Below are 26423 nucleotides of genomic sequence, written 5' to 3' on the forward strand. Positions count from 1 at the left end.
TTCACGGCGACCGAAAGCGTTCCCGGTACTGCATGGGCGTCGCGCCGATCCGTTTGGTGAAGACAATGCGCATGCGGTCCGCCGTGCCGAAGCCGCAGTCGTACGCGATCGCCTTCAGCGCCGCGCCGCTGCTCTCAAGCAGCTTGCGTGCGGCGTCCACACGGGCACGTTCGACGAATTCATGCGGCGTTACGCCGGTCTCCTGCACGAACACCCGCGCGAAGTTGCGCGCGCTCATACCTGCGACATCGGCCAGCTGCTTCACCGTGAAGCTCTCGCGAATCCGTTCCATGACGTGCGCCTGGACTTTGGCGACCGGCGACGTCTCGTCGGCGGGTGCCGTCAGGTAGGGGCTGAATTGCGACTGACCGCCTTGCCGCTGCGCGAACACCACCAGGCGTTTGGCTACCGCGAGCGCGATCTGCGGCCCATGATCTTCGGCGACCAGAGCAAGCGACAGATCGATGCCGGCCGTTACGCCCGCTGACGTCACGAGTGGTCCGTCGCGCAGATAGATACGGTCGAAATCGACGCGTGCGTTGGGGAATTGCGCCGCCAGTTGCGCCGCATGCTGCCAGTGCGTGGTGACGTTGTGGCCGTCGAGCAAGCCCGCGTGGCCGAGCGCGAATGCGCCGGTGCAGATGGAACCGTAACGGCCGCATTGGCTGGCGGCGTTCGCCAGCCAATCCAGCACGCGTGCATCCGGCGCCCGTTCGGGCAGCGCCGGGCCGCCCGCGATGAGCGCGAGATCGAACGTGTGACGCGCTTCGCTGAAAGTGGCGTCGGCGACCAGCGTCATGCCATTGGACGCCCGCAATGGTGTGGATTCCGCGCCAAGCAGCGTGACCTCGTAACGATTGTTGGGCGCGATGAAGCGGTTGGCTTCGGAAAACACGTCGACGGGACCGGCGACGTCGAGCGCCTGCACCCCGGGAAAGATGGCGATCGCAACGGTGGGCATCGAAAACTTCCTTGGACGATGGAGGGACTCCGCCTGCCGCGGCAGTCAACGCGGTGCGTTTGGCAGTGTTCAACGGTCCACGGCGATTGTTTGCGACGATGCGTTGACCAATACTGGACTTCACCGGACGCGCTGCTTGAATGGTTGAACAAAGCGCCGCGGATCAGCATACCAAACGCGCATTCAAGTCACCAAGACCGCGCGTTCCGTTCATTCGAATCCATCACGGAGTTCATCACATGACCACGATCGCAGGCATTCAGATTCCCGACAGCATGATGGCGCGCGAAGCCACCCAACTCGTGCGCGATACCGAAACCGAGCTGCTGTATCACCATTCGCGGCGCGTTTTCCTGTTCGGCTCGCTGGCCGGCGCGCGCAAACAGCTGAAGTACGATGCCGAACTGCTGTACATCGGCGCAATGTTTCATGACATGGGACTGGTCGCGCCATATAGCAGCGAGCACGACCGCTTCGAGGTGGATGGCGCGAACGCGGCGCGTGATTTCCTGCGGCGCCACGGCATTGGCGAGGACGACATCGACCAGGTGTGGAACTCGATCGCGCTGCACACCACCCCAGGCATTCCGCAGCATATGAAGCCGGTGGTCGCGCTGGTCACGGCGGGGGTGGAAATGGACGTGCTGGGCCTCGCCTACGATGAATTCTCCGAGCACCAGCGCCACGAGGTCATTCACGCGCATCCGCGGGGCGCGCATTTCAAGGAAGGCATTATCGATGCATTCGCGCACGGCACGATTCATAAGCCGGAGACTACCTTCGGCAACGTGAAAGCGGACGTGCTGGCGCTGAAGGACCCGCATTATCATCGCGAGAATTTTTGCACGATGATTCTGGGTTCGGCCTGGAAGGACTGAGTGGAGTTTGCGGCGCGGGCAAGTGATTGGACGCAGCCGCCTGGCGAGCACTTCAAGACCGGTGATAGCGAGGAGCGACGGCAGGACGACTTCGAAGCCCGTGACGGGCGACATGCGCGGCTCGGTGACTGAATGAAGAACTACTTTTTATCAAAGGGCCGACGCGTTGCCTGTGGCTGCACCGACCCAGGATAGGCCTGTTGCATCAATCACTTGGGTGGGCTGTGCGCAGGTTGTCCACAGCCTTGCGAACAATTTGTGGGGATAAGTTCAGGGGACGGCTGGAGGCGAGGCGTGACGCGGCGCCTTCAGCGTCGAGACAGCGTGCATGTCCGCGCCGAAGGCGAAACCGATTCCGTGCCTTAAGTCTTCAGCGTCGACGCAGCCGCCGCTTCCTGCGACTGCACCTGCAAAACCGCATCGCGCTTATCGAGCAGGTGCTGCCGGAGAATCGCGCTCAGCTTCTTACCGTCACGCGCCTCGAGCGCCTTCAGCATCTCGTCGTGATCGTGAATCGCGCGATCCCATTTGGGGACCTGGAAATTCGACCGGAATCTGAGCGCCTGCAGGCGCCGGTTCACCGCCATATAAGTCTGCCTCAGTGCGGAATTCCTGGCCGCCTCGTTGATCTTGTCGTGAATCGCCTGATTGCGGCTGTAGTATCCTGGCAGATCGTTTTGCGTACGGCACGCGAGCATGGCGTAATGCAGCGCCTTGATCTCGCTGAGTTCCGCTGCTGTCATCCGCTCCGCGGCCAGTTCGCCGGAAAAAGCCTCGATACCACTCATCAGTTCGAAGGTCTCGCGCAACTCGGCCTCCGACATTTTCGACACCGACGCGCCGCGATTCGGCGAAATTTCGATCAGCCCTTCAGCAGCCAGAACCTTCAGCGCTTCACGCAACGGCGTGCGCGAAATGCCGAGCGTTTCGCACAGCTCGCGCTCATTCAGCTTCTTGCCCGCTTCGAGCGCGCCTTCGACGATGAAGCGACGAATGTGCTCCACCACCGTGTCATGCAGACGCTGCCGCTCGACCTTCGGCATCAGCGGAGAAGGGGCGACGCCCGCCTCAAAACCAGAATTTTGCATACAAAAGCCCTCAACATCTCATAGCGCGATTTTATAGGAAACTCAAGGATTAGTTAATAGCACGGGTAAACACGGGTGCCGGAAAGTGACGTTCGGCTTGGGTGCGTCATCGTTCATCTGATATAGTTTTTTGAATGCAAAATTCAAATCGGAGGAGCCCATGCTCAAGCTAGATTTTCACCCCGCTGGCCGTCATTTCCTGCAGATTCCCGGTCCGAGCCCCGTGCCCGACCGTATCCTCCGGGCAATGAGCTATCCGACCATCGACCACCGCGGGCCGGAGTTCGGCGAGCTCGGTCTGACGGTGCTCGACGGCATCAAGAAAATCTTCAGGACACAGCAGCCCGTAGTGATTTATCCGGCCTCGGGCACAGGCGCCTGGGAGGCGGCGTTGTCGAACACGTTGAGCCCCGGCGACCATGTGCTGATGTTCGAAACGGGCCACTTCGCCACGCTGTGGAAAAAGATGGCGGACAGCCTCGGGCTGAAGCCGGAATTCCTCGGTCTGCCGGGCATTGAAGGCTGGCGACGCGGCGTGCAGCCCCAAATGATCGAGGAGCGCCTGCGTGCCGACACGCAACACGCGATCAAGGCCGTGTGCGTGGTGCACAACGAAACCTCGACGGGCGTGACCTCCGATATCGCCGCCGTGCGCCACGCAATCGACGCCGCGGGCCATCCGGCGTTGTTGCTGGTCGACACGATCTCGGGCCTTGCATGCGCCGACTACCGTCATGATGAATGGGGCGTCGACGTCACGGTCTCGGGTTCGCAAAAAGGATTGATGCTGCCGCCCGGCATCAGCTTCAACGCAATCTCGCCGAAAGCCGTGGCCGCCAGCAAGCAGGCAAAATTGCCGCGCAGTTTCTGGGACTGGGCTGAAATCGTCGAGATGAACAAGACGGGCTACTGGCCGTATACGCCGAACACGAATCTGCTTTATGGTCTTTCGGAAGCGCTGGAAATGATTCTCGGCGAAGGGCTCGACAACGTGTTCGCCCGTCACGAACGTCTCGCCGAAGCGACCCGCCGCGCGGTGCGCGCGTGGGGCCTGGAGATTCAGTGCGCCGATCCCGCCGTCTACAGCCCGGTGCTCACCGGCGTGATGATGCCCGACGGTATCGACGCCGACGCGGTGCGCAAGCTCATCTACGAACGCTTCGACATGTCGCTCGGCACGGGCCTCGGCAAGATGAAAGGGCGCATGTTCCGCATCGGCCACTTGGGCGACTGCAATGACCTGATGCTGCTCGCCACGCTGGCTGGCTGCGAAATGGGTCTGCGGCTCGCGGGCGTGCCGCTCGAGGGAAGCGGCTTGCCGGCCGCGATGGAATGGTTGAGCCAGCCGACCACGGCCTTGGGCCTGAAAGTCGCGGCCTGAGCACGCGCCGACCCGCGTTCAGGCCGCAAGCGCGTGCCGATACGCAGTGGGCGCCACGCCGACGCTTTCGCGGAAGCGGGTGGCTGAAGTGGCTGGCGTTCGCGTAGCCGCATTGTTCCGCGACGTGCGCGAGCGGTAGCGTCGTAGTCCGTAACCCGATCGTGGCGCTGGCGGTATCGACGGTATTCGAGGGCTATCAATGGTCCGCGCTGGCCGTGGTCGGTCTGTTGCTGGTGGTGGCCGGCAATCTGGTGGCTTTCGATCTCACGCGGCGTATTTTCGTGCGGCGCGTGCGCACTTCCTGACGGGCATTCTTCCGCGCGAGGCGGCACGCTAATCCGATGCCGTCCACTCGGGCCGCTTTCCGAGGCTGTCGAACACTTCGAGGATCGTTGCCTTCACCTTCTGCACGGCGTTGCTCAGCAACGCCGTGTCGTGCCAGCACAGCGACAGGTCGCGCGAAAACAGCGGGTGGTCGACCTTGGCGAGCTTGAGTTTGTGTTCGTCGAGTTCGACGTGCGCCGCTGTCCACGGCAAGACCGTTACGCCGAGCTTTGCCATCACCGCGGCGAACAGCAGCGCGGTGGAACTGGCCTCGAACAGAATCTCGCACGGCTGCCCGGCCTCGCGCAGCGCCCACTCCACGCGGCTGCGAATCGTATTCGGCGCGCTCGGCAGGATCAGCGGCATGCGCGCCAGTTCGGCGATCGACACGGGTTCCTGTGGCATGGCAAATTCCGGCCACGCAATCAGATAAAGGGCTTCCGTCAGCAGCTTCTGCGCGGCAACGCCGCGTGTCTCGACGGCGTCGACGACGACCGCCAACTCCACCCGTCCGCCGCCGACCAAGGTGCCGAGGTCCGCACTCGGCGCTTCGATCAACTCCAGCGCGATCCCCGGATAACGATCGCGGATCGTGCGCGCGAGGGGAATGGCAACCATGCGCGCCGTGCTCGACGGCATGGCGACCGACACTTTGCCTTGTGGCAACTCCGCGTCCTGACGCAACAGTTCACGCGTGCCGTCGGCTTGCCGCAGCAATTCGACGGCGTGCCGGTACAGCGTCTGCCCCGCCGCCGTGGGCGCGACGCCATGCACGCTGCGCTCGAGCAGTTGCATGCCCAGATCGGTTTCCAGATTGCGCATCTGCTGGCTGATCGCGGGCTGCGCGATATGCAACGCCTCGCCCGCGCGCGTGACGTTGCCGCACTCCACCACCTTCACGAAATACCGTAGCTGCCGCAGGTCCATGCGCGTCGCTCGCTCCTTCATTCCATAACGAAATCCGATTGAGCTAGATAAATATCATATTTTTCGATTATCGAGCGCGTTCTTATACTCAAGCCACAAAAAACCGAAGCGTGGCCGCTCCGAACGGTGTGGCGCCGCTTCAGAACGGCCGGCTCACGCCAGCCAGGAGACAGGTATGTCCAAAGCAATCGCTGCATCGACGCCGGCGCTCGAGCCCCGGCGCACGCCCCTGACCCGCGAGCAGATAGGCGGCTTCTGGGCGGTCTACTCGGGCTGGGTGATGGACGGCGTGGATTCGGTGATCTACGCACTGGTGCTGATCCCGGCGCTTGCCGAATTGCTGCCCGCCTCCGGGATTGCCGCCACGCCCGGCAACCTCGGCATGTACGGCTCGATCCTGTTTGCGCTGTTTCTGATCGGCTGGGGACTGTCGTTCATCTGGGGACCGCTCGCGGACCGCTTCGGACGGGTCAAGACACTGGCCGCGAGCATCCTGATCTACTCGGTGTTCACCGGCGCGGCGGCGTTTGCGCACAACGTCTGGGAGCTGGCGGCGTTCCGGCTGATTGCCGGTATCGGCGTGGGCGGCGAATGGGCGTTGGCCGGTACCTACGTGGCCGAAAGCTGGCCGGAGGATCGCCGCAGGATGGGCGCCGGTTATCTGCAGACGGGCTACTACCTCGGGTTCTTCCTCGCCGCTTTGCTGAACTACACCGTTGGCGCGACATACGGCTGGCGCGCGATGTTTCTGTGCGGCCTCGCGCCGGCACTGCTCGCGATTTTCACGGTGCTCAAGGTGAAGGAGCCGGGGCAGTGGCGCAAAGCCACGCACGGCATCGGGCAGACGAGTGCGCCGCCCGCGCGGGCTCGCCAGCCGTTGCTGGAAATCTTCGCGCCGGCCTATCGGCGGCGCACGCTGACCAGCGCGAGTCTCGTCGGCGTCGCGATCATCGGTTTGTGGGCGGGTTCGGTCTACGAAGCGAGCGCGGTCGTGACGCTGGCGACGCGCGCCGGCATCGGCCGCGTCGGCGCCGTGCATCTCGCGTCGATCGGGGCGGCGGTGCTGTCCGTGGGAACGATACTCGGCTGCCTTGCCGCGCCCTGGCTGGCGGAACGGCTCGGCCGCCGGCTCGCGCTCGGCGCTTACTTTGCCGGCATGGCCGTGTCGATCGTGTTCGCATTCGGCTGGGTTTTCTATCTGCCGAACGGACTCAACCTGTTCATGGTGTCGCTGCTGTTTCTTGGGTTTTTCGGCGGCAACTTCGCGATCTTCTCGCTGTGGCTGCCCGAGCAATACCCGACGCGGATTCGCGCCACCGCGTTCGCCTTCAATGCGTCGGTGGGCCGCCTGCTCGGTGCTGGCGTCAACTTTCTGCTGGCCGCCGCGATTCACTGGCAAGGCTCGCTCGGCTTGCCGGTGGCGTGGACCGCGGCGGCCTTCGTGATCGGGCTGCTGATTCTGCCGTTCGCTATCGAGACGCGTCATCAGACGTTGCCGGAATAGCACACCTCTTATCTGTCGTCGTCAATTCGCTGGAGAGCCGGATGCAAGCGTTACAAGGAATCAAGGTCGTCGAGCTGAGCCGTGCGCTGTCAGGGCCGTTCTGTTCGATGGTGCTCGCCGATCTCGGCGCGGACGTCATCAAGGTCGAGCCGGGTCCGGGCGGCGATATGAGCCGGACCTGGGGACCGTTCGACCGCGGTGTGAGTACGTATTATCTGTCCTGCAACCGCAACAAGCGCGGAGTGTGCATCGACTTTCGCCATCCTGAAGGACTGGCCGCGATTCATCGTCTGATCGACGGCGCCGACGTGGTGATCGAAAACTTCAAGCCAGGCACCATCGACAGCATGGGGCTCGGCTACGACGTGCTGAGCGCGCGCAATCCGGGGCTCGTGATGGGCAGCATCAACGCGTTCGGCGCGGAAGGTCCGATGAGCGGCTGGCCGGGTTTCGATCAGATCGCACAGGGCTATTCCGGCCTGATGAGCCTGACCGGTTTCGCCGATGGCGACCCCACGCGCACAGGCACTGCAATCGGCGATCTGAGTTCGGGCATGTGGCTCGCTATGGCGATTCTGGCCGCGCTGCTCGAACGTGAGCGGACCGGGCGCGGCCAGCATGTGAGCACGTCGTTGCTCGCGAGTCTGGTTGGGCTCTTGAGCGTGCATGGTCAGCGTTACCTGAGCCTTGGCGATGTGCCGCGCCGCACCGGCAACGCGCACGCGGTGATCGCGCCGTACGGCGTGTTCGAGACCGCCGACGGCCCGCTCAACCTCGCGCCGATCACGTCCGATATGTGGCTGCGGTTGTGTCAGTTGCTCGATCTGCCTGCATTGCCGGACGATCCGCGCTTCGTGACCAATGAAGCGCGCGTCGCGCATCGTGACGAATTGAAGGCCGTGCTCGAAGCGCGTTTGAAGACCCGAGGAAAGCGGGAGTGGACCGCGATGTTCATCGGCGCCGGGTTGCCGGCCGGACCGATCAATACGCTCGACGAAGTGTTCAGCGACCCGCAGGTGCAGTATTGCCAACTCGTCGAAACGCTCGACCATCCGACGCTCGGCGCGTTGCGCCAGGTCGTGACGCCCGTATCGGATTCCGCTGCTTCAGAGGACGGTGCGCGGCACACGAGTCGTCATGCGCCGCCGCGTCTCGGCGAACATACCGTCGACGTCTTGCGCGAGGCGGGTTTCGACGCCGCGCAGATCGACGCGTTGCTTGCCGCGAAGGCCGTGCATCAGCTAGGCGGCTATCATTCGCTGGAGAAAGCCTCGGAACGCGCTGCGGGAGTCACACCATGAGTACGACGCACCCTTCACCCTTTACCGTCACGGTCGATATCGTCGACGAACGGATCGCCCGCCTGACGTTCAGTCATCCTACGCGAAGGAATGCGCTCAGCGCCGAGCTGCTGCAGGCGCTCGACACGCGCCTCGTCGAACTCGCCGCGCGGCGCATACCCGTCGTGATACTGGGCAGCGGCGTCGGACAGGACGTCTGGAGTGCGGGTCACGATCTCGGCGAACTGGCGCACGACCGCGATCCGATCGCCTACGGCAAGCCGCTCGAACAGGCGTTGCGCCGCGTGCGCGCATATCCGGGCGTGGTGATCGCGATGGTGTCGGGTTCGGCGTGGGGCGGCGCGGTGGATCTGGCGATGAGTTGCGATCTCGTCGTCGCCGACGAAACCGCCCGTTTCGCGATGACTCCTGCGAACATCGGCTTGCCCTATACGACGAGCGGCTTGCTGCGGTTCTTCAACAACGTGCCGATTCACGTGCTGAAGGAAATGTTCTTCGCCGCGCAGCCGCTCGACGCGGCGCGTGCCGAGCGGTTCGGCGTGGTCAACCGGCTGGTCGGCAGCGACAGGCTGGAGGCAACGGCGCTCGACATGGCGCGTGGGATTGCCGCCAAGGCTCCGCTCGCGATTCAGGCGGTGAAGGAGCAATTGCGGATACTCGAGGACCTGCAGCCGTTGCCGGTGCAGGCGATGGAGCAGATCGCGGAGCTGCGGCGGCAGGCGTGCGAGAGCGCAGATTTCAGCGAAGGGTTGGCGGCGTTCTCGGAGAGACGGCCGGCGGTGTTTGGGGGAACGTGACATTGTTTGCGAGTGCGCCGGTTCATTGAAAGGTGACGAATCGGATTGGCGCAGCCGCACTCGTGGGCGTTTAAGGTGAGTATTTCCGGGAGCGCAAAGAGCGGCAGAGGTCGCCATCGGTGAGCTTTTTCGGGAGCACGAAGCGCAGGCAAAAATCAAGGCAGTATTCTCTTCCACGCTTCTGCATTAACTACATGGGTAGACGAACCCGCCCGACGCCCGTATAATTCAAACACCCTAACCGCGAAATCGCAGCTAGATAGCCACAGTTAGAAGGGGTTGATGCAAACTGGCAGCACATTGCATTTACCCCTGTTGCCGGTGAATTGCCGGTAACTCAAAGGAGGCCCCAAACCTCCGTCGGACGGGCAGCCCAGCGCTGCCATCCAATTTCATCGATGGATCTGGCACCAGTTTTTCTGACTGGCACGCCACCGAGGGCGAAGTCACTCCGCCCTCGCGCCGGGCAAACCCATGTCTCGGCACCACTCGGTTCACCTCGCGGCATCTGCCGCGTCCCGAACTTCCCATTCGCAGCGTCGTCACGACGCCTGTGCGGCGCGGCCATTTCCGCGCGTCGCTCGAACAAGGAGGCGCATCTTCATGATTCAACGTCCTGCCAGACTGATCGGCAGTCTTGTAGCCATCGGTGTTGTCGTCGCGTTGCTGGGTCGTGCGATCGACTTCGGCGCGCTGCATCAGTACACGCCTGATCTGGTCTACTACACGAAACGGCATCTGCTGCTGGTCGGTTATTCGATGGCTCTCGCGCTGCTGGTCGGCATTCCCGCCGGTGTGCTGCTCAGCCGCCCGTCGTTCGCGCGTCACGCCGAACGCTTCATGCAGATTTTCAACATTGGCAACACGATTCCCTCGCTGGCGGTGCTCGCAATCGCGCTCGGCATCTTCGGCATCGGCGATATTCCGGCGCTGATCGCGCTGTTTCTCGCGTCGTTGCTGCCCATCACACGCAACGCTTACGAAGGCATGAAAAACGTCTCGCCCGCGCTGCGCGAAGCCGCGCGCGGTCTCGGCATGACGGGCTGGCAGTCGCTGTTGCGCGTGGAGTTGCCTAACGCGATGCCGATCATCATCGGCGGCGTGCGGACTGCGCTGGCGATCAACGTGGGCAGCGCGCCGCTCGCGTATCTGATCGGCGCGGACAGTCTCGGCACGCTGATTTTCCCGGGCATCTACCTGAACAATCAGCAGCAGCTTCTGCTCGGCGCAGCGGCCACCGCAATTCTCGCGCTGGTGCTGGACGGCATCGTCTCGGCCGGCAGCCGCTACCTGCTCGCGCGACGCGGGGTGACGGCATGATCGATCTGTTCAAACGCATCCGCTGGATCGCCGCCGGCGCATTGTTCTGCGCGAGCCTTCAGGCCGGCGCGGCGACGCTCGTGCTCGGCGGCAAAAATTTCACCGAGCAATACGTTCTTACGGAGATCACGTCGCAATACCTGCGCGCGAAAGGCTACACGATCGACGCGCGCACCGGTCTCGGCAGCACGCTACTGCGCAGCGCGCAGGAGAACGGCCAGGTCGATATCACATGGGAATACACCGGCACGGCGGCGATCGTCTACAACAAGATCACCGAAAAGCTCGATCCGAAAACGATGTACGAACGCGTGAAAGCGCTCGACGCGAAACGTGGCCTCGTCTGGCTCGATTGCTCGCCGCTGAACAACACGTACGCGCTCGGCTTGCCGCAACAGGTGGCGCAGCAAACCGGCATCCGCACGATTTCGCAGCTCGCCGCGAAGATGGCGGCGGAGCCGAAAAAGAAGCACGTGTTCGCGATGGATGCGGAGTTCGCCAATCGCCCGGACGGCCTGAAGCCGCTCGAAGCGGCCTACGGCATGCAGTTCAGCCGCGAGGAAACGCGTCAGATGGATCCGGGCCTCGTCTACACGGCGTTGCATAACAACCAGGTGCCGATCGGGCTGATCTACACAACGGACGGCCGCGTGAAGGGCTTCAACATCGTGCCGCTCGAAGACGACCGTCACTACTTTCCTGCGTACAACGCCACGCCCGTAGTGCGCAAAGCAACGCTAGACCAGAACCCGCAACTCGCGCCGCAACTGAACGCATTGTCCGATGCGCTGAACAACGACACGATGCTCGAGATGAACAAGCAGGTCGACGTCGACGGCAGGCCGGTGCGCGAAGTCGCGGCGGAATTCCTGCGTACGCACAAGTTGCCCTGAGCGGAGATCTTCACCATGACTGTATTCGACTATCTATCGGCCAACTGGCCTGAATTACTGCAACTCACGGCACAACATGTGTGGCTGGTGGGCATTGCGGTGGGTTGCGCGATTTTCGTCGGCGTACCCCTGGGTATCCTGATCAATTGGCACGAATGGCTCGCCGCGCCGCTGCTGAGCATTGCAACGGTGGTGCTGACCTTGCCTTCCATCGCGCTGTTCGGCTTGATGATTCCGGTGTTCTCGCGCTTCGGCCAGGGCATTGGCGCGGTGCCGGCGATTACCGCCGTGTTCCTCTACTCGCTGCTGCCGATCATGCGCAACACCTACCTCGCGCTGCGCAACGTCGACGCCGGCATCAAGGAAGCGGGCATCGGCATCGGCATGACGGTGTGGCAACGGCTGCGCCTTGTGGACTTGCCGCTCGCCGTGCCGGTGATTCTCGGCGGCGTGCGTACTGCGGTGGTGATGAACATCGGCGTGATGACGATCGCCGCGGTGATCGGCGCCGGCGGTCTCGGCACGCTGATCATCCGCGCGATCGGCCAGAGCAGCATGATGAAACTGTTGGTGGGCGCCGTGCTCGTGAGCGTGCTCGCGATTGTCGCGGACCTGCTGCTGCAAGCGTTGCAACGCTTGCTGACCCCGAAGGGAGTACAAAAGACATGATCGAACTCGACAAACTGACCAAGACGTTTACGCAAAAAGACGGCCAGCAGGTGAAGGCCGTCGACTCGGTGAGCCTCACGGTGGGCGAAGGCGAAATCTGCGTATTTCTCGGCCCCTCGGGCTGCGGCAAGACCACCACGCTGAAGATGATCAACCGTCTGATCGCGCCGACGTCGGGCCGCGTGCTGATCAACGGTGAAGACACGTCGGGTCTGAACGAAGTCGAATTGCGCCGCCACATCGGCTACGTGATCCAGCAGATCGGCCTGTTCCCGAATATGACGATCGAAGAGAACATCACGGTCGTGCCGCGCCTGCTCGGCTGGGACAGGAAACGTTGCCGCGAACGGGCCACGGAGTTGATGTCGATGGTCGCGCTCGAGCCGAAGCAGTATCTGAAGCGTTATCCGCGTGAGTTGTCGGGTGGCCAGCAGCAGCGCATCGGCGTGATTCGCGCGTTGGCCGCGGATCCGCCGGTGCTGCTGATGGACGAGCCGTTCGGCGCGGTCGACCCGATCAATCGCGAGTCGATTCAGAACGAGTTCTTCCAGATGCAGCGTCAACTGAACAAGACGGTGATCATGGTGAGCCACGACATCGACGAGGCGATCAAGCTCGGCGATCGTGTCGCCGTGTTCCGCCGTGGTCGACTGGTGCAATACGATCATCCGGATACACTGCTCGCGCATCCACGCGACGAGTTCGTCGGCGCGTTCGTCGGTCAGGACAGCACGTTAAAGCGCCTCCTGCTGGTGAAGGCCGGCGACGCCGCCACCCAGCCGGGGACTGCGCGCGCCGCTATGCCGGTGGCGCGTGCGTTCCAGATGATGGACGACAGCGATAGCCGTTATCTGACCATCGTCGACGAGAACCAGCAGGCGCTCGGCTATGTGACACGCCGCGCGGCGCGCACAGGCGAAGGCCTGTGCGGTGACCATCTGAGCACGTTCAAGGCGACCGTCAGCGCGGACGAGAATCTGCGCATCGTGCTGTCGAAGATGTATCAGTTCAACTCCTCATGGATGCCGGTGCTGGACGGCGACGGCCGTTACGTCGGCGAAGTCACGCAGGATTCGATTGCGGACTATCTGAGCTCAGGCCGTTCGCGCAGGCAGACGGGGCAGCCTGCGATCGTCTCGCCCGCCGTCGCCGCAGCGGAGGCGGCCGCTGCGCAGGTTGCAACGGCTGATCACGCGTGAAACCGGCGAGTGGGTCGAAGTGCGTGACTACGCTGTCCCGCCAGAAGACGACGCCCGTGCGAAAATTCTGATTTATTGATGGGCGCCCTAATGTCGGTCGCGTTCGCCCCGATCACGAATAGACGGCAACGCACGATCGGTATATAACGACGTGAAAGGACGGCTTGTTCACCCATGCATCAACAGGAGCGAAGTTTCATCATGACGCAAGACGTAACGCCCAAACCGCCCACTGGCGACCGGCCCGAGTTGGAGCACCTCGACGCGGCGCTCAGCCACGTGGATCAGCAGGTATCTTCAGGCAGCATTGCATCCGGCGCCGCGAAGGGCATTCTGTATAGCCTGATCGAAACGCTCGGCACGTTTGTTGGCGACCCCGATCTGCCGGAGCACGCGCGTTCGGGTTACGAGGGATTGCTGGAAGCCGCTCGCGAATTACGCGCGAAGCTGGATCACTAAAGGCGATGGCGCGCCGCCTGTGTGGCTTGTGGGTGGCGCGATTCGTCTTGGCATGCTTGCCGATGTGGCAAGGCCGCTGCCATTGCATGGCGTGACGGCAAAGCGGCGGCGAATTGTCGTTGCGACTCACCGCCGTCTTTAGCTGCTTCTAGCCGCTGCATTTCGGCGGCACCCTGTCTATGATAAAAAGGCGCACTGTCTCCAACATTGCGCCTTTTTTATGCTCTCTGTGTCTGCTATCGCGTTGCTGGCCTTCGGCATTGTCGTCGTGCTGATTACGCCCGGGCCGACCAATACGCTGCTTGCGGCGGCCGGTTTGCGCCAGGGCGTGCGGCGCTCGCTGCGGCTGATCGCCGCCGAACTGGGCGGCTATGTCATCTCGATCTCGGTGTGGGGGCATTTCCTCGTCAAGGCGGCGCATGCGCTGCCCTGGTTGCCCTCGCTGGTCCGCGTGGCGGCCGGTTTGTACATCGCCTATCTTGCCGTCGACATGTGGCGCGCGGCAGTCGCATTGTCCGACTCGGCGCAGCAGGCGAGCGGCATGCGCACATTGTTCGTGGCGACGCTGCTCAATCCGAAAGGCCTGCTGTTCGCCGGCACGATCTTTCCGGCTATCGCCTTCGCGCAACTGCCCGCCTACGCGTTCGCGATGCTGATGCTCGCGTGCCTGCTGGTGCCGATCGCGCTCGCGTGGATCACGTTCGGGGCGGCGCTCGGCAGCGGCAAGCTCACCTGGCTGAATCCCGTGAAGATGCAGCGCGGCGCTTCCATCGTGCTCGGCGTGTTTTCCCTGTCGCTGGCGTGGGCGGCGCTGCATTGAGCGCGGCGCTCAACGCGTATTCAGGCAGCCACGCCGGCGCGCAAGCGGACTTCATTCGAGACGTCTTCTACGCTTAGCGCGTCGAGCCATTCCGGCGGCGCGGCGGTGATTTCGAGTTGCGGCGTGCCGTGCCAGTCCGCGCAGCGTTGCAGTGCGCGGCGCAGATCGCCGGCAAGACGGGCGCTCAGTCGCACGCCCGGTTCGATGTGCAGCGACTTCAGTTCGAACACGCCCTGGGTTCGATGCGCCTTGGCATCCACGCGGCCGACCAGACGCCCGCGGCTCAGCAGCGGCAATACGAAGTAACCATATTTGCGCTTCGCAGCGGGCGTATAGCATTCGATCGCATAGTCGAAGTCGAAGAGCGCAGCGGCGCGCTTGCGGTCCCACACCACCGGATCGAACGGCGACAACACCGTGGTCACCGTCGAGGTGAGCTTGCCGCTCGCGGCATCGTCGAGGATCGGGGCGAAGTCACGATGGACGAACGTGTCCTGCTTCCAGCCCTCCACGCGCACCGGAATCAGTTCGCCCTGGTCGGCGAGCGCATGCAGTTCGTCGCGGTACGGCCGGCGCGGCAAGCGGTAGTAGTCCGCGACCCAATCGGCGCGCGCGACACCGAGCGCACGGCAGGTGCGGCGCAACACTTCTTCGGTCACGGTGTGCGCAGGTGGCAGATCGCGTGCGTCGTCCCAATCCGGCAGCACGCGTTCGGTCAGATCGTAGACGCGGTGAAAATTGCGTCGCTCGGCCACCATCAATTGTCCGATCGCGAACAGCACTTCCAGATGGCGTTTCTCCGGCTTCCAGTCCCACCAGCCGTTGCCTTTGCCCGCCTCGCGGGCGAAATCCGCCGAGCGTACCGGGCCGGTCGCGCGGATGTGCGCGAGCAGTTTCTCGATGTCCTTGCGATGCTTCTTGTGCCACTCGGCCGCGTATTTCCAGCCCATGCCGCTCGGATCGAGCATGCGATGGCGCAGCAGCCCGTAGTCTTCGGTCGGCACGAAACAGGCCTCGTGCGACCAGTACTCGAACAGCTTGCCCTCGGCGAGATGCTCGTCGAGCCACTGCTGCGGATAAGCGCCGAGCCGGCTGAACAACACGAGGTACGGGCTGCGCGCAACCACATGGATCGTGTCGATCTGTAACTGTGCCATGCGGCGGATCGCGTCGAGCACGTCGGCCTTGACGGCCTTGCGGCGCGGTGGCGTCAGCAGACCTTGCGCGGCCAGATGCAGGGTGCGGGCGGCGGAAAGCGAAAGAGTCTTCACGCGGATGTGGATCAGTAAGTGACTGCAATGGAAGCGAACACAAAAGCGGACACAAGGACAAGGACAAGGCCCGGCCTGGATCAGCAGCCGTTACTGTAGCGTGAAGCCGCCGGACATGCCGTTACCACCCGCGGCCGTGATGCCGGTCCCAGCCGCGATGACGGCCATGATCGTGATGCCAGCGGCGGCCGCGGTAGTAGTCGTCCCGATAGCCGTAACCGTAGGCCGGTCGAGGCGCGTACACGACTGGCGGCGGCGCATAGACAGGCGGCGCCGCATACACCGGCGGCGCGGCGTACACCGGCCCCGGCGTGTTGACGAAGACGCCGACGTCCACCCTGGCCGAGGCGGCAGTCGAGGCGCAGGCGGCGGCAAGGCCGATGGCGGCGAGAAGGGTTGCGCGTTGGAACATGCCTGTCTCCTGTCGAATGGCTGACGGCCATATTACGAGGCGGAAAGCAAGGCAGGTGCAACCAGTTGAAGGCTTGTGTAACGGCAGGTTACCCGCCGCGCGGCGGTCGCCGGCCGCTAATCGTCGGCCGCTAACCGCCGGTTGCAAGGGCGGTCGCGACGGTGAGCGGTTTAGTGGACGTTCATTCAGGCATCGACCGGGACTGCATCGCCGGCGGCAACCGCCAGCAGCTGATGGATCTGGGCAACCACGGCAGCGCCTTCTCCAACGGCCGCCGCGACCCGCTTGGTCGAACCGGCGCGGGCGTCGCCGATCGCGTACACGCCTTCGACCGTGGTGGCGAGATCGCAGACCGACGCGCCTTCGGCGCTCGTGCCGGTCAGCACGAAGCCCTTGGCGTCGAGTTCCACGCCGCAGGTGCGCAGCCAGTCGGTATTCGGGTCTGCGCCGGTGAAGAGGAACAGATGGCGCGTGTCGAAATGATCGGTGCCGTCGGGCAGCGGTTTTTTCAGGCTGACCGATGACAAACCGGTTTCGTCGGCGTCCAGCCTGCCGATCTCCGAATTCGGATGCACGAACACATTCGGCAGCGAGCGGATCCGGTCGATCAGATAGCGCGACATGGTGGCTTCAAAGCCGCTGCGCCGGATCAGCACGTGGACCTTGGCCGCATGCGTCGCCAGATAGACGATTGCCTGACCGGCCGAGTTGCCGCCGCCCACCAGCACGATTTCCTGGCGCTTGCACAGCTTCGCCTCGACAGGCGACGCCCAGTAGTAGACGCCGCGCCCCTCGAAGCGGTCGAGCCCTTCGAGCGCCGGACGCCGGTAGACCGCGCCGCTCGCGATCACAATGGCGCGCGCCGTGATATGCCCACCGCACTTCAATTCCAGCCGATGCGGCCGCTCCGCGCAATGCAGCGCCTTCACGTTGACCGGAATCGCGACGTGCGCGCCGAATTTCTGTGCCTGTACGAAGGCGCGGCCTGCCAGCGCCTGGCCGGAAATGCCGGTCGGAAAGCCGAGATAATTTTCGATCCGCGCACTCGCGCCGGCCTGGCCGCCCGGCGCGCGGCTGTCCAGCACGATCACCGACAGACCTTCGGAGGCCGCATACACCGCGGTGGCAAGCCCGGCGGGCCCGGCGCCGACGATCGCGACGTCGTACACATGGGCGTCGTCGAGATCGGGCAGCAGGCCGAGGCACGTGGCGAGTTCCGGCATGCTCGGATGACGCAGCACCGAGCCGTCCGGGCAGATCACCAGCGGCATGTCTTCTTTTTGCGCGGCGAACTGCTCGATCAGACGCAGCGCGTCTTCGTCGCGTTCGTCGATCACGGAATGGGGATGGCCGTTGCGCGACAGAAAGCCTTGCAGCATGACGAGCCGCGCATCGTTACTGTTGCCGATCAGGATCGGCCCGCCAGCGCCCTTTTCGATCAGCGACACGCGCCGCAGGATCAGCGCGCGCATGATGCGCTCGCCGAGTTCCGCTTCGGCGACGATCAGCGCACGCAGTCCTTCCGGCGGAATCAGCAACGCCTCCACCGAACTGAGCGCCATGCCGTTGACCAGCGCCGGCCGTCCCGACAATTGACCGACTTCGGCGAGAAAATGCCCTGCGCCATGTTCGCCGATCAGGACTTCGCGCCCGATGCCGTCGCGCTGATACACCTTCACGCGTCCTTCGAGCAGCACGAACATGCCGGGACCGGTGTAGCCGGTTTCGAACAGCAGTTCACCGGCGTTCCATTGGCCGATCTCGCCGAACCGCCGCAGGCGATCGATTTCCGCGCAGGTCAGCGCGGGGAACATCTGATGCATGCGCGTGGAGAGAGATGAAAACGGCGCGTCGGCGACCACGGCTTGCTGTTGCGCTTCCCCTTGTTGTGCTTCAGCTTCTTGAGTCGAAAGCATTGAACCGCTCCTTCGGTGTTCATTGATGGATCGAACGGGAGGCGAAGCGGCGCGGCGCCCAATGGCGCGAATGCAAGTGCGCTGCTTGCGCTACACAGCCTTCGGCGCGACGTCTTCGACCGCCACTTCGGGCGGCGGCATGTCGGGCAGCGATTCCACCGGCTTGCCCGAGTCGCGCCAGGCTTCCATGCCGCCGCGCAGCGGCAGCACGTCGGAAAAACCGGCTTCGTTCAATTGCCTGGCCATCCATGCCGCGGAAATCTCATTCGGGCAGGAACAGTAGATCACCAGCTTCTGATCGCGCGGATAGGTCGCGACGATCTCGTCGAGTTGCCGCTCGTCGGCGAATTGCGTGCCCGGAATCACGAAGGGATCGAGCTTGCGCTTTTCGTGCGAGCGGATATCGAACAGCACCGGCGTGTTGCCGGCCTTGACCAGCGCGGCCAGTTCGTCGACTTCGATGCGCGCGGACGCGAGCTTCGCGATCAACTGGCGCCGGCGTATCCAGCGATAGGCCGCATACGCCAGCAGCAGCGCGACGGCGACCAGCGCGGCTGTGCGGCCGAGGCGACCGGCGAGAGCGAACAGCATGTCGATCTGCTTCGCGAACAACGCGCCGATGATCAGGCCCGTGCCGGACCACAACGCGGCGCCGATGCTGTCGTAGGTGAGAAACGTGCGGTAGCGCGTGCCCATTGCACCGGCCATTGGAATCGACACGATCGACAGGCCGGGTACGAACTTGGCCACCGCCAGCACGCGCACGCCCCAGCGGCCGAAAAAGCGTTCGGTCTTCTTCACACAGGTGTCGCGCGAGAGCGACAGGCGGCAAATCGCTTTTAGCGTATTGCCGCCGTACATGCGGCCGGCGAAATACCACGCGCTGTCGCCGATCAGCGTGGCGAAGATCGACAGGACGAGTACCGGCGCCAGTTGCGTGCCCACGGAACCGGGATGCATGGCCGCCATCGCCCCGAACAGCACGAGCGACGGCAGCGCCGGAACCGGCAGCCCGATCGAGGCCGCGAGCACGTTCACGAAGACGAGCGCCGGCCCATATTGCTCGACGAGATCATGTAGCATCGGCTTACATCCGCGGCCCTTTCGGGCGCGGCGCAGGTAGGGAATGCGAAGGAGAATGCAAGGATTATGGACGCATTTTCGAGACGTGCAAACGCCTTGAAAAGACGCCCGTTATTCGGGTGTTGGAAGCGCTGTGGCGGACACAATGAACCGCTCGAAAGGCGCATCAGGAGCGTAATTCGAACAACGCGACAAGGCTTGAAATCCGGGCCGCATGCCAATGCGGAAATAATGCCCGATGGGCGTCCGCAGCCGCCCTCGGCAAGTAATTAAAGACCGGCGATGCCCACGCGGCAAATGCATTCAGGTGCAATGCCGCGTGACTGTTTCATTGACGATGATTGTGCTGCTCGCCCGGCAGTTCGGCGCCGTGCGCGCGAATTGCGGCAATCAGTTCGGCTGGCGTGATTTCGTAGCGCACTTCGCGGTGTATGCCCGGCTTGCGCTCATCGACTTCGATCAGAAGAATGCCTTTGCCGTCTTCTGTCGATTCGAGGCGCAGCGAGCGGAGTTCGCGCGCCGTTGCGTCGTCGTATTCGGTGAGCAGGGCCATTGACCCGGAGGACCCGGTAGTGCGCATCGAAGTTGTCCTTGTTCCGTTGTTGATCGAACCATTGTACGGGCAGGATAGTGCGGCGTCTGTCGCGCCGCGGTCACGCTTTACGCATTTACCCGTTCACCTGCCGGCGCGCGGTACGCGGCCAGGCGCGTTGACTGGCGCGGCTCGCCGGGCAATGCGTGGCGTAACGTCCCGCCTTGGCAACCAGTTTAACGCGACTCCCGGCAACGACGGATGCATTTTTCGTGCCCCGAGGCGGTGCGCCTCTTCTCCATGACTGTCATGCTATTGACGCGTGCGGCGGTTAAAGGAGGCACGCGAGCCGCGGCTCGTCGCTCCGCATTTGTGCATCTCGCAGCCAGGCTGCGCGCGGACAGGGCAATTCGTTGCCGAAAATGGTGAGCGCCTCGTAGCAGCAGATCAGTGCGTTGAAGGAGTGGCGGTTCGCCCCCTGCTCGACCGATCATGCAACCAACTGCGTCCGCAAAAAAATAGCCCGTCCGTGAGAAGGACGGGCTGCTAAACGCCGTTGTTACTTGGGTCAGCCTGCCCTTGCAACCAACTGGGCGCTGACGGGTTCCATCCTGCTGCGCCAATAGCGGGCTGTCGAGGTGGGAGTAACGCCGATCTATCAGATCATTGTGGCTTCGTCATGCTCGGTTTCGCGTGCGACAGCCGGCGCACTGTGCCGCTTGATGTCGCCGGTTTGCGCGGCATCGGACGTGAGCGTCCGGGAGCGCGTCGCGCCGCCGGCGCGTTGCGCGGGCGCGGCGTGCGCAACGCTGAACAGACGCACCGCCTCGTCCAGCACGTCGGCCTGTTCCGCGAGACGCTGCGCGGTGGCCGCCGCCTGTTCGACGAGCGCCGCGTTCTGCTGGGTGGCGCCATCCAGATGCGAGACCGCCTGGTTGACCTGGCGAATCCCTTCCGCCTGTTCGCTGCTGGCGTTCGCCACGTCGACGATGATCGACGACACGCGGCCCACTGCTTCGTCGATCACACGCATTTGCGAGGTGGTGCGCGCGACCAGTTCGGTGCCCGCCGCCACTTCGGTGGCACTCGCTTCGACCACCGACTTGATTTCCTTCGACGACGCCGCGCAGCGTTGCGCAAGCATTCGCACCTCGCTCGCGACCACGGCGAACGAACGGCCGGCTTCGCCTGCGCGCGCCGCTTCGACGGCCGCATTCAGCGCAAGGATGTTGGTCTGGAACGCGATGCCGTCGATCACGCTGGTAATGTCCGCGATACGCTGCGACGCCGCCGTGATGCCGGCCATAGTCTGCTCGACCTGGCCCGCGATCTTGCCGCCGACCGCGGCCGCCGCCTGCGCGTCTCTCGCCAGATCGAGCGCGCGCACGGTGGCGTCGGCGTTGGCCTGCACGGTGGTGGTCAACTGTTCCATGGTGGCGGCGGTCTCCTCGAGCGACGCCGCCTGCAACTCCGTGCGTCGCGCGAGATCGACATTGCCGCTGGAAATTTCGCGCGCGTTGTCGAGCATGCCGGTGATTTGCGCGCGCACGTCGTAGACGATCGCGGCGAGATTCGCCTTCAACTGATTCAGCGCCTGGAGCACTTCGCCTAGATCGTCATGGCGCGCAATGTGCAGATCGGCGGTCAGATCGCCCGCGGCGAGACGCGTGGCGAACCCGGACATCTCGCGGATCGGCGCGGCGAGTTGCCGCTTCAGCAGTTGCCAGGACACGAGGCCGACTGCGGAGGTCACGCCGAACGCAATCCAGAACTGCACAGGCGGCGCGCCTTGCCATGCCGCGAGTCCGGTCAGCAGCAGCGCGAGCGACGTGATCGCGTAGCCGGTTGCCGCGCGCGTTGCCACAGGAAGGCGCATGAGCGCCTGCAGACGGCCTGGCAGGCCGGTGCGCACCACCACGCCGCGGCGCAGCTTGATGCCGCGCGCCTCGCCGGTTCGCATGCGCGCGTACAGCGCCTCGGCGGAGCGTACCGCGTCACGCTCCGGTTTCACGCGCACGCTCAGATAGCCGACAACCGTGCCTTTCTCGACCACCGGCGTGACGTTGGCATGCACCCAGTAATGGTCGCCATTCTTGCGGCGATTCTTCACGAGCGCGGTCCAGGGACGGCCGGCGCGGATCGTCGCCCACATGTCGGCGAATGCCTCGCGCGGCATATCCGGATGACGGATGAGATTGTGCGGCTGGCCGATCAGTTCGTCGCGCGTAAAGCCCGAGACGGCGATGAACGCGGGATTGCAGTACTGGATGCGGCCGGTCAGGTCGGTCGCGGAAACAAGCATCTGTAACGAAGGGAACTCGTACTCGTGCCCGGTGACAGGCTGGTTGTTGCGCATGGCTTTCCTTGCTGATGCAGACGCGCACGTGCGCGCAATGCTTGATGCTTACTCGGTCGCAAGGATTAACGGCATTTAAGCCCGCCGGCTTGAGGGTTTCCCAGTAAACGACTCAGGTTTAGGTGGTTCTGAGCCGTTAATGCAAGGTTGTCCGATATGTGCCGGGGCGGCTGCGTGAAACGGTGCCGGATGCGTCGCGCGATACCTTCAAAAGGGCTACACTGCGCCCGTATAAGGCCTGCAGACGTAGTTCGTCCCATGATTTCGCAGTGGTCTGCCTGCACGAATACGCTACACTCGCGAGCTGATGCAGAAGATCCTCGACCGTACACAAGAGTCCCTGGCGCTCGCTTTCGCCACGCTGGCGCAGAACGCGAAGCGCCAGCAGCGGGTTTATCTGGCGACAATCGGTTCGCTCATGCTGGTCGTGGCGATCTTCGCCCTCGTGCTGGCTGTCGTTGCCGGGCTCGCGCAACTCGACTATCGCCGCACCTTCGCATCTCAAAATGCAACCGACATCTCCCTTCTCCTGCACCAGGAGGAGTCGTTCTCGCGGCGCGTCGAGCTTACGTTCGATTACTACTACACCGCTCCCCACGTGCGCAGCGCGCCGGAGGCCGTTCAGCAGTCGATCCGCCGGACCGGCGTGGTGCGCGGCAAGGTGGACCGGATCGATGCCGGCTTCGACATGCTCGTCGGCGAAGCCACCACGACGGCCTGGGGGCCGCAACTCGGCGAGAAACTCGGCCGTTTGTACGAAGCGTCGCAGTCGACGCTTGCAACGCAGCAGGCGTTCGAGTTGCAGCAACGGGCCACGCTGGTCGGGCTGACGGAAGACTATGCCGTGATCCTGCCTTCGCTCGCGCAACCGGTGGCGGGAAAAGCCGCCGCCGCGAAACTGTCCGCTGTGCCCCAGCAGCAACTGGCTTTCGTCAGGACGCTGCGCGAGACGCTCGAACGCCAGCTCGAGGCGCAAACCGGCAGGCGTCTGCCGGGCAAAGGCGAGCGCGTCTGGCTGGGTCCCTATCTCGATCCGCTGGAGAACGTTCCGGTGATCTCGGCGGTGAGCGTCTACTACGACGGCGGCACGCCTACGACGCTCATCAGCATGAATATCCGGCTCGACGTGCTGGCGCGGCGCATCGCGCCGCCGGGCGACGAGGGCACGATACTGCTGATGGCCGCGGATCGCCGCATTATCGCGTCCTCAAAGCCGCTCGGCATGCAGACCGGCAAGATGCTGCAACAGACCGTGGCCGCGACACCGTCGCATGTATTTCACTACGGGCGTGAAGGCGTGATCTTTCATGAGCCGCTGGGGCCGGGGTTCGGCTTCCTGGTTGGCTATTTGCCGTGGGGGGCGCTCGCCGTTGCGCTTGGCTGGCAACTCGCGGTGATCGCCGCTCTCACGGCGCTGATCCTGCTGGCGGTTGCGCTGACGGCGCGCTATTTCGGTTTTCGGCTGTTGCGCAATGCGTTTGCCGAAACCTCTCGCTCGCTGGAAAGTGAAACCATCAATCACGTTCTGGTCAGTGCGACGCCGGTCGGCCTGTGCGTCGTCCGTCAAGGCGACTATTCCGTTCTGACCGCCAACGCGCTGGCCGCGGAGTTGCTGAGTATCGAGCCGGGCGGCAACCGGTTGCCGCCGCATATCGTGGGCGAGTTCCTCGCGCAGACGCCCGGCAAACCTTCGGCCGCGGCGATTGCGCGGATCGCCGCTTTCGTTGTGGCCGCACGGCCGCAGTCGCCGGCTTCGGCACCGTCGGAAGAAGGCGCCCCGCCCGCGCGGTTCTTGCAGTTTACCTATGCCCCCGCGCGCTACGCGGGTGAGAACGTGCTGTTCTGCGCGATTCTCGACGTCACCGCCCAGACCCTGCTCGAACAGCAGTTGCGGCACGCGCAGCAGACTTCCGACGCGATGATGCGGGCGCGCACGAATTTCTTCGCGGCGATGAGCCACGAGATCCGCACGCCGTTGAACGCGCTGCTCGGCAATCTCGAACTGTTCGCGCGCACGCCCGGTCTCGAGGCGCATTCGCAGCGGCTCGCGACCCTGAGTGTCGCGTCGGATGCGCTGCGCCGAGTCGTCAACGACATTCTCGACTTCTCGAAGATCGATGCCGGCGAGATGCTGCTCGCCAACGAGCCGTTCCGGCCCATCGACGAATTTGAAAATATCGCGTTCTCTCACGCGCCGTTGTGCGGCGACCGCGCGATCCGTTTCTATGCGCTCCTTTCGCCGACGCTCGACTGCACCCTGATCGGCGATCGCATGCGAATCGCGCAAGTCGTCAACAACCTGCTGAGCAACGCGTTCAAATTTACGTCCTCCGGCAAGATCACGCTGTATGCGGAAGTGAAAGACGATCCGCAAGGCCGCCCGACGCTCCTCTGCAGGATTTCGGACTCCGGCGCCGGCATGAGCGAGGAACTGCTGGCTCGTCTGTTCAAACCATTCGTGCAAGGGGCGCTCGGTACTTCGCGCGGAACGGGCGGGACCGGTCTGGGGCTCGTGATTTGCGCGCGGCTATGCGAATTGATGGGCGGTCGGATCTCCGCCGAAAGCGTACCCGGTGTGGGCAGCGTATTTCATGTATCGATCCCGCTCGTCGCGGTGCCCGGTGATCAGCGCACGCCGGTCGCGATCCCCGCGTCGCGCGGGACCGCGCTCGTGCTGTGCACGGAGCGCCAGGCCGGCGAGTTTCTGGACGGCTGGCTTCAGCGAGCGGGCTGGTCGAGCCACACGGTGATGTCGCTGGCTGGCGCAGAGGCGTGGTTGAAGGCGAATCGCCCGGCGGTATTGATCGTGTCCGGTGAATACGATCTCGAGGCGATTGTCGGCTTGCGCGCGTTGCAGGCGGTCGGCGTAGTGTGGATCACGAGCGGTGGCCCGACCCGGCCGGAGGCGCGCGCCCAGGGTGTGCTCGAAGTGAGCGAATTCAGCCGGACCGCGTGTCTGACGGCAATCGAACTGGCCGTCGAGGGCGCCTCCGCCGCGCCGGCCGAAGCGTCCGCGGCGGCCTCCGCCTTGACGCCTTCTGTCGAGATCGATCCCGCGCTGCTGGGTCTTGCGGTCCTCGTCGCGGAAGATAATCCGCTGATCCAGAACCTGATCGCGGAGCAACTGGTCGAGCTCGGCTGTGTGCCGACGATTGCCGCGGATGGCAAGCAGGCGCTGGCACTCTTCGAACGGGCGCCGTTCGAGGTGGTGCTGACCGACGTCCATATGCCGGTGATGGACGGCCATGAGTTGCTGACGGCATTGCGCGAGCGGCACGCTGAGTTGCCCGTGCTGGCCTTTAGCGCCGCAGCCGAAGAGCAGCAGGCTCAAAGCTGGCACGAGCGCGGGTTTAACGGGTACGTTTCCAAGCCGGCGTCCTTGAGTGAACTGCAGGCGGCTTTGCTGGCGGTTGTGCCCGCTCCGGCGCGCGCGGCTCGCGCCAAGGCGGCATCGACAGCGGAATCGGCATCGGCCGACTCCGTGGCGCCCGTCGCCAACGTAGCGAGCATGCTCAGCGCGGACGACAAGGCGCGCTACACCGCGATGCTCAGGGAGCATTTGCAGAAAGATCTGCCCAGGTTGCTCGCCATTGTCGAGGAAGAGGACGTGCGGGCGTTGGCCGGCTGGGCGCATAGCGCGAGCGGTGCGTTCGTGGTCGTGCAGGAGCCGGAGTTTTTCGACCAATGCCGGCAATTGCAACGGCTATGCGCCGACAACAGCGAGTGGACAACCGAGATGGACGAACGGGCCATCTCGCTGCACGAAGCCTTATCCGATCACTACGGACTCGACGAGCAGCCGGCGCGTTGAGCCGCCGCTCGCCACGGCGGCATCACGCCGGCCGTTTGACGACGAAGTCGATTTCAACCAGCGCGTCGCGCGCGAGCCCGGTGACGCCGATGCAGGTCCGCGCGGGCAGCGCGTCGGCCGGGAAGTAGGCGCGGTAGATCTCGTTCATCGGCGCGTAATCGCGCTTGAACTCGGTCAGGAAGATGCGCGTGGCAACCACGTGTCGCAGGCCGAGGCCCAAGCCCTGAAGAACCAGCACGAGATTGTCCATCACGCGCTTGGTCTGGGCGACGACACCCTCGGGAAGCGGTGCGGCGTCGTCGGTTGGGGAGGTTGGCATCTGGCCGGTCAGGAAGACCCAGCCGTCGGCCTCGGCAGCGTGCGAAAACGGGCCGACCGGCGTGGGTGCCGAGGGGATCATCCAGAAAGAAGGGGTTGAGCTCATGGGTGGGTGCAATGGGCAAGATCGAATGTGGAGATGACAAGGTAACCGATCAAAACTCGGCGCGGCGTTTGCCCATCTCTCTCTGAGCGTATTCAGT

Annotated in this window: 22 protein-coding genes and 2 pseudogenes; 13 read left to right on the plus strand and 11 right to left on the minus strand. The window is 64.0% G+C overall.

Annotated features, from left to right (window positions below):
* Position 1 precedes the first annotated feature (1 nt).
* Positions 2 to 961 carry a GlxA family transcriptional regulator gene (locus BXE_RS22210; RefSeq protein WP_011490382.1) on the minus strand — a complete coding sequence of 320 codons (960 nt, stop codon included), beginning with the start codon at positions 959 to 961 and terminating at the stop codon, positions 2 to 4.
* Positions 962 to 1200: 239 nt separating this feature from the next.
* On the opposite strand from BXE_RS22210, the gene BXE_RS22215 reads away from it, so the two are divergent.
* A complete protein-coding gene (locus BXE_RS22215) occupies positions 1201 to 1839 on the plus strand; it encodes an HD domain-containing protein (RefSeq protein ID WP_011490383.1) in 639 nt (212 codons plus the stop codon).
* A 362-nt stretch (positions 1840 to 2201) separates the two neighbouring features.
* Here the strand turns inward: BXE_RS22215 and BXE_RS22220 are convergent, their stop codons facing one another.
* Positions 2202 to 2927, minus strand: coding sequence for a GntR family transcriptional regulator (locus BXE_RS22220; RefSeq protein WP_011490384.1), 726 nt, complete (start codon positions 2925 to 2927; stop codon positions 2202 to 2204).
* A gap of 160 nt (positions 2928 to 3087) precedes the next feature.
* Here BXE_RS22220 and BXE_RS22225 point away from each other — a divergent pair, with 160 nt between their 5' ends.
* Positions 3088 to 4308 carry a pyridoxal-phosphate-dependent aminotransferase family protein gene (locus BXE_RS22225; RefSeq protein WP_011490385.1) on the plus strand — a complete coding sequence of 407 codons (1221 nt, stop codon included), beginning with the start codon at positions 3088 to 3090 and terminating at the stop codon, positions 4306 to 4308.
* Between the two features lie 18 nt (positions 4309 to 4326).
* Here BXE_RS22225 and BXE_RS47300 read toward each other — a convergent pair.
* Positions 4327 to 4462 (minus strand): annotated as a pseudogene (locus BXE_RS47300) (AraC family transcriptional regulator); the annotation flags it as partial.
* A 1-nt stretch (position 4463) separates the two neighbouring features.
* Between BXE_RS47300 and BXE_RS45475 the strand changes: the two are divergent.
* Positions 4464 to 4613: pseudogene (locus tag BXE_RS45475) on the plus strand (EamA family transporter); the annotation flags it as partial.
* Positions 4614 to 4641: 28 nt separating this feature from the next.
* Here the strand turns inward: BXE_RS45475 and BXE_RS22230 are convergent.
* Positions 4642 to 5559, minus strand: coding sequence for a LysR substrate-binding domain-containing protein (locus tag BXE_RS22230; protein WP_011490386.1), 918 nt, complete (start codon positions 5557 to 5559; stop codon positions 4642 to 4644).
* Between the two features lie 175 nt (positions 5560 to 5734).
* Here BXE_RS22230 and BXE_RS22235 point away from each other — a divergent pair, with 175 nt between their 5' ends.
* From BXE_RS22235 to BXE_RS22275, 9 genes are all read left to right on the plus strand, one after another.
* Complete coding sequence (locus BXE_RS22235) at positions 5735 to 7063, plus strand: MFS transporter (RefSeq protein ID WP_011490387.1); 1329 nt, start codon at positions 5735 to 5737, stop codon at positions 7061 to 7063.
* A 41-nt stretch (positions 7064 to 7104) separates the two neighbouring features.
* Positions 7105 to 8364, plus strand: a complete 1260-nt coding sequence (locus BXE_RS22240) for a CaiB/BaiF CoA transferase family protein (protein WP_011490388.1) — start codon at positions 7105 to 7107, stop codon at positions 8362 to 8364.
* On the plus strand, positions 8361 to 9161 hold the full coding sequence (gene scpB, locus BXE_RS22245; RefSeq protein WP_011490389.1) for a methylmalonyl-CoA decarboxylase: 801 nt from the start codon (positions 8361 to 8363) through the stop codon (positions 9159 to 9161). Before BXE_RS22240 ends, scpB begins: the two co-directional genes overlap by 4 nt.
* Positions 9162 to 9764: 603 nt before the next feature.
* Complete coding sequence (locus BXE_RS22250; protein WP_011490390.1) at positions 9765 to 10481, plus strand: ABC transporter permease; 717 nt, start codon at positions 9765 to 9767, stop codon at positions 10479 to 10481.
* Positions 10478 to 11374, plus strand: coding sequence for a glycine betaine ABC transporter substrate-binding protein (locus BXE_RS22255; RefSeq protein WP_011490391.1), 897 nt, complete (start codon positions 10478 to 10480; stop codon positions 11372 to 11374). The genes BXE_RS22250 and BXE_RS22255 overlap by 4 nt, the downstream gene beginning before the upstream one ends.
* Positions 11375 to 11389: 15 nt before the next feature.
* Complete coding sequence (locus BXE_RS22260; protein WP_011490392.1) at positions 11390 to 12043, plus strand: ABC transporter permease; 654 nt, start codon at positions 11390 to 11392, stop codon at positions 12041 to 12043.
* On the plus strand, positions 12040 to 13242 hold the full coding sequence (locus BXE_RS22265; RefSeq protein ID WP_011490393.1) for an osmoprotectant ABC transporter ATP-binding protein OsmV: 1203 nt from the start codon (positions 12040 to 12042) through the stop codon (positions 13240 to 13242). The genes BXE_RS22260 and BXE_RS22265 overlap by 4 nt, the downstream gene beginning before the upstream one ends.
* A gap of 201 nt (positions 13243 to 13443) precedes the next feature.
* Positions 13444 to 13701, plus strand: coding sequence for a hypothetical protein (locus BXE_RS22270; RefSeq protein ID WP_011490394.1), 258 nt, complete (start codon positions 13444 to 13446; stop codon positions 13699 to 13701).
* A 220-nt stretch (positions 13702 to 13921) separates the two neighbouring features.
* The gene (locus tag BXE_RS22275) at positions 13922 to 14521 is read left to right on the plus strand and encodes a LysE family translocator (protein WP_011490395.1); all 600 of its coding nucleotides are present in this window, start codon (positions 13922 to 13924) and stop codon (positions 14519 to 14521) included.
* A 20-nt stretch (positions 14522 to 14541) separates the two neighbouring features.
* On the opposite strand, the gene BXE_RS22280 is transcribed toward BXE_RS22275, so the two are convergent.
* The 6 genes from BXE_RS22280 to BXE_RS22305 all read right to left on the minus strand — a co-directional run bounded on the left by BXE_RS22280 (position 14542) and on the right by BXE_RS22305 (position 22091).
* Positions 14542 to 15792, minus strand: coding sequence for a winged helix-turn-helix domain-containing protein (locus BXE_RS22280; protein ID WP_011490396.1), 1251 nt, complete (start codon positions 15790 to 15792; stop codon positions 14542 to 14544).
* 121 nt (positions 15793 to 15913) lie between these two features.
* The gene (locus BXE_RS22285; RefSeq protein WP_011490397.1) at positions 15914 to 16204 is read right to left on the minus strand and encodes a hypothetical protein; all 291 of its coding nucleotides are present in this window, start codon (positions 16202 to 16204) and stop codon (positions 15914 to 15916) included.
* Between the two features lie 185 nt (positions 16205 to 16389).
* Complete coding sequence (locus BXE_RS22290) at positions 16390 to 18120, minus strand: FAD-dependent oxidoreductase (RefSeq protein ID WP_011490398.1); 1731 nt, start codon at positions 18118 to 18120, stop codon at positions 16390 to 16392.
* A gap of 90 nt (positions 18121 to 18210) precedes the next feature.
* Positions 18211 to 19203 carry a DedA family protein/thiosulfate sulfurtransferase GlpE gene (locus tag BXE_RS22295; RefSeq protein WP_011490399.1) on the minus strand — a complete coding sequence of 331 codons (993 nt, stop codon included), beginning with the start codon at positions 19201 to 19203 and terminating at the stop codon, positions 18211 to 18213.
* Between the two features lie 328 nt (positions 19204 to 19531).
* On the minus strand, positions 19532 to 19783 hold the full coding sequence (locus BXE_RS22300; protein WP_007178686.1) for a hypothetical protein: 252 nt from the start codon (positions 19781 to 19783) through the stop codon (positions 19532 to 19534).
* Positions 19784 to 20393: 610 nt separating this feature from the next.
* Positions 20394 to 22091 (minus strand): methyl-accepting chemotaxis protein, encoded by a 1698-nt coding sequence (locus tag BXE_RS22305; RefSeq protein WP_011490401.1) that lies wholly within the window; start codon positions 22089 to 22091, stop codon positions 20394 to 20396.
* Between the two features lie 307 nt (positions 22092 to 22398).
* Between BXE_RS22305 and BXE_RS22310 the strand changes: the two genes are divergently transcribed.
* Complete coding sequence (locus BXE_RS22310; RefSeq protein ID WP_011490402.1) at positions 22399 to 25902, plus strand: ATP-binding protein; 3504 nt, start codon at positions 22399 to 22401, stop codon at positions 25900 to 25902.
* Positions 25903 to 25924: 22 nt separating this feature from the next.
* Here the strand turns inward: BXE_RS22310 and BXE_RS22315 are convergent, their stop codons facing one another.
* Positions 25925 to 26326, minus strand: coding sequence for a RidA family protein (locus BXE_RS22315; protein WP_040124195.1), 402 nt, complete (start codon positions 26324 to 26326; stop codon positions 25925 to 25927).
* Positions 26327 to 26423 lie beyond the last annotated feature (97 nt).

Source organism: Paraburkholderia xenovorans LB400 (assembly GCF_000013645.1).
GTDB lineage: Bacteria > Pseudomonadota > Gammaproteobacteria > Burkholderiales > Burkholderiaceae > Paraburkholderia > Paraburkholderia xenovorans.

Coding starts and splice junctions, on each gene's coding strand:
- BXE_RS22210 (WP_011490382.1), bottom strand. CDS start 961: ATGCCCACCGTTGCGATCGCCATCTTTCCCGGGGTGCAGGCGCTCGAC.
- BXE_RS22215 (WP_011490383.1), top strand. CDS start 1,201: ATGACCACGATCGCAGGCATTCAGATTCCCGACAGCATGATGGCGCGC.
- BXE_RS22220 (WP_011490384.1), bottom strand. CDS start 2,927: ATGCAAAATTCTGGTTTTGAGGCGGGCGTCGCCCCTTCTCCGCTGATG.
- BXE_RS22225 (WP_011490385.1), top strand. CDS start 3,088: ATGCTCAAGCTAGATTTTCACCCCGCTGGCCGTCATTTCCTGCAGATT.
- BXE_RS22230 (WP_011490386.1), bottom strand. CDS start 5,559: ATGGACCTGCGGCAGCTACGGTATTTCGTGAAGGTGGTGGAGTGCGGC.
- BXE_RS22235 (WP_011490387.1), top strand. CDS start 5,735: ATGTCCAAAGCAATCGCTGCATCGACGCCGGCGCTCGAGCCCCGGCGC.
- BXE_RS22240 (WP_011490388.1), top strand. CDS start 7,105: ATGCAAGCGTTACAAGGAATCAAGGTCGTCGAGCTGAGCCGTGCGCTG.
- scpB (WP_011490389.1), top strand. CDS start 8,361: ATGAGTACGACGCACCCTTCACCCTTTACCGTCACGGTCGATATCGTC.
- BXE_RS22250 (WP_011490390.1), top strand. CDS start 9,765: ATGATTCAACGTCCTGCCAGACTGATCGGCAGTCTTGTAGCCATCGGT.
- BXE_RS22255 (WP_011490391.1), top strand. CDS start 10,478: ATGATCGATCTGTTCAAACGCATCCGCTGGATCGCCGCCGGCGCATTG.
- BXE_RS22260 (WP_011490392.1), top strand. CDS start 11,390: ATGACTGTATTCGACTATCTATCGGCCAACTGGCCTGAATTACTGCAA.
- BXE_RS22265 (WP_011490393.1), top strand. CDS start 12,040: ATGATCGAACTCGACAAACTGACCAAGACGTTTACGCAAAAAGACGGC.
- BXE_RS22270 (WP_011490394.1), top strand. CDS start 13,444: ATGACGCAAGACGTAACGCCCAAACCGCCCACTGGCGACCGGCCCGAG.
- BXE_RS22275 (WP_011490395.1), top strand. CDS start 13,922: ATGCTCTCTGTGTCTGCTATCGCGTTGCTGGCCTTCGGCATTGTCGTC.
- BXE_RS22285 (WP_011490397.1), bottom strand. CDS start 16,204: ATGTTCCAACGCGCAACCCTTCTCGCCGCCATCGGCCTTGCCGCCGCC.
- BXE_RS22290 (WP_011490398.1), bottom strand. CDS start 18,120: ATGCTTTCGACTCAAGAAGCTGAAGCACAACAAGGGGAAGCGCAACAG.
- BXE_RS22295 (WP_011490399.1), bottom strand. CDS start 19,203: ATGCTACATGATCTCGTCGAGCAATATGGGCCGGCGCTCGTCTTCGTG.
- BXE_RS22300 (WP_007178686.1), bottom strand. CDS start 19,783: ATGCGCACTACCGGGTCCTCCGGGTCAATGGCCCTGCTCACCGAATAC.
- BXE_RS22305 (WP_011490401.1), bottom strand. CDS start 22,091: ATGCGCAACAACCAGCCTGTCACCGGGCACGAGTACGAGTTCCCTTCG.
- BXE_RS22310 (WP_011490402.1), top strand. CDS start 22,399: ATGCAGAAGATCCTCGACCGTACACAAGAGTCCCTGGCGCTCGCTTTC.
- BXE_RS22315 (WP_040124195.1), bottom strand. CDS start 26,326: ATGAGCTCAACCCCTTCTTTCTGGATGATCCCCTCGGCACCCACGCCG.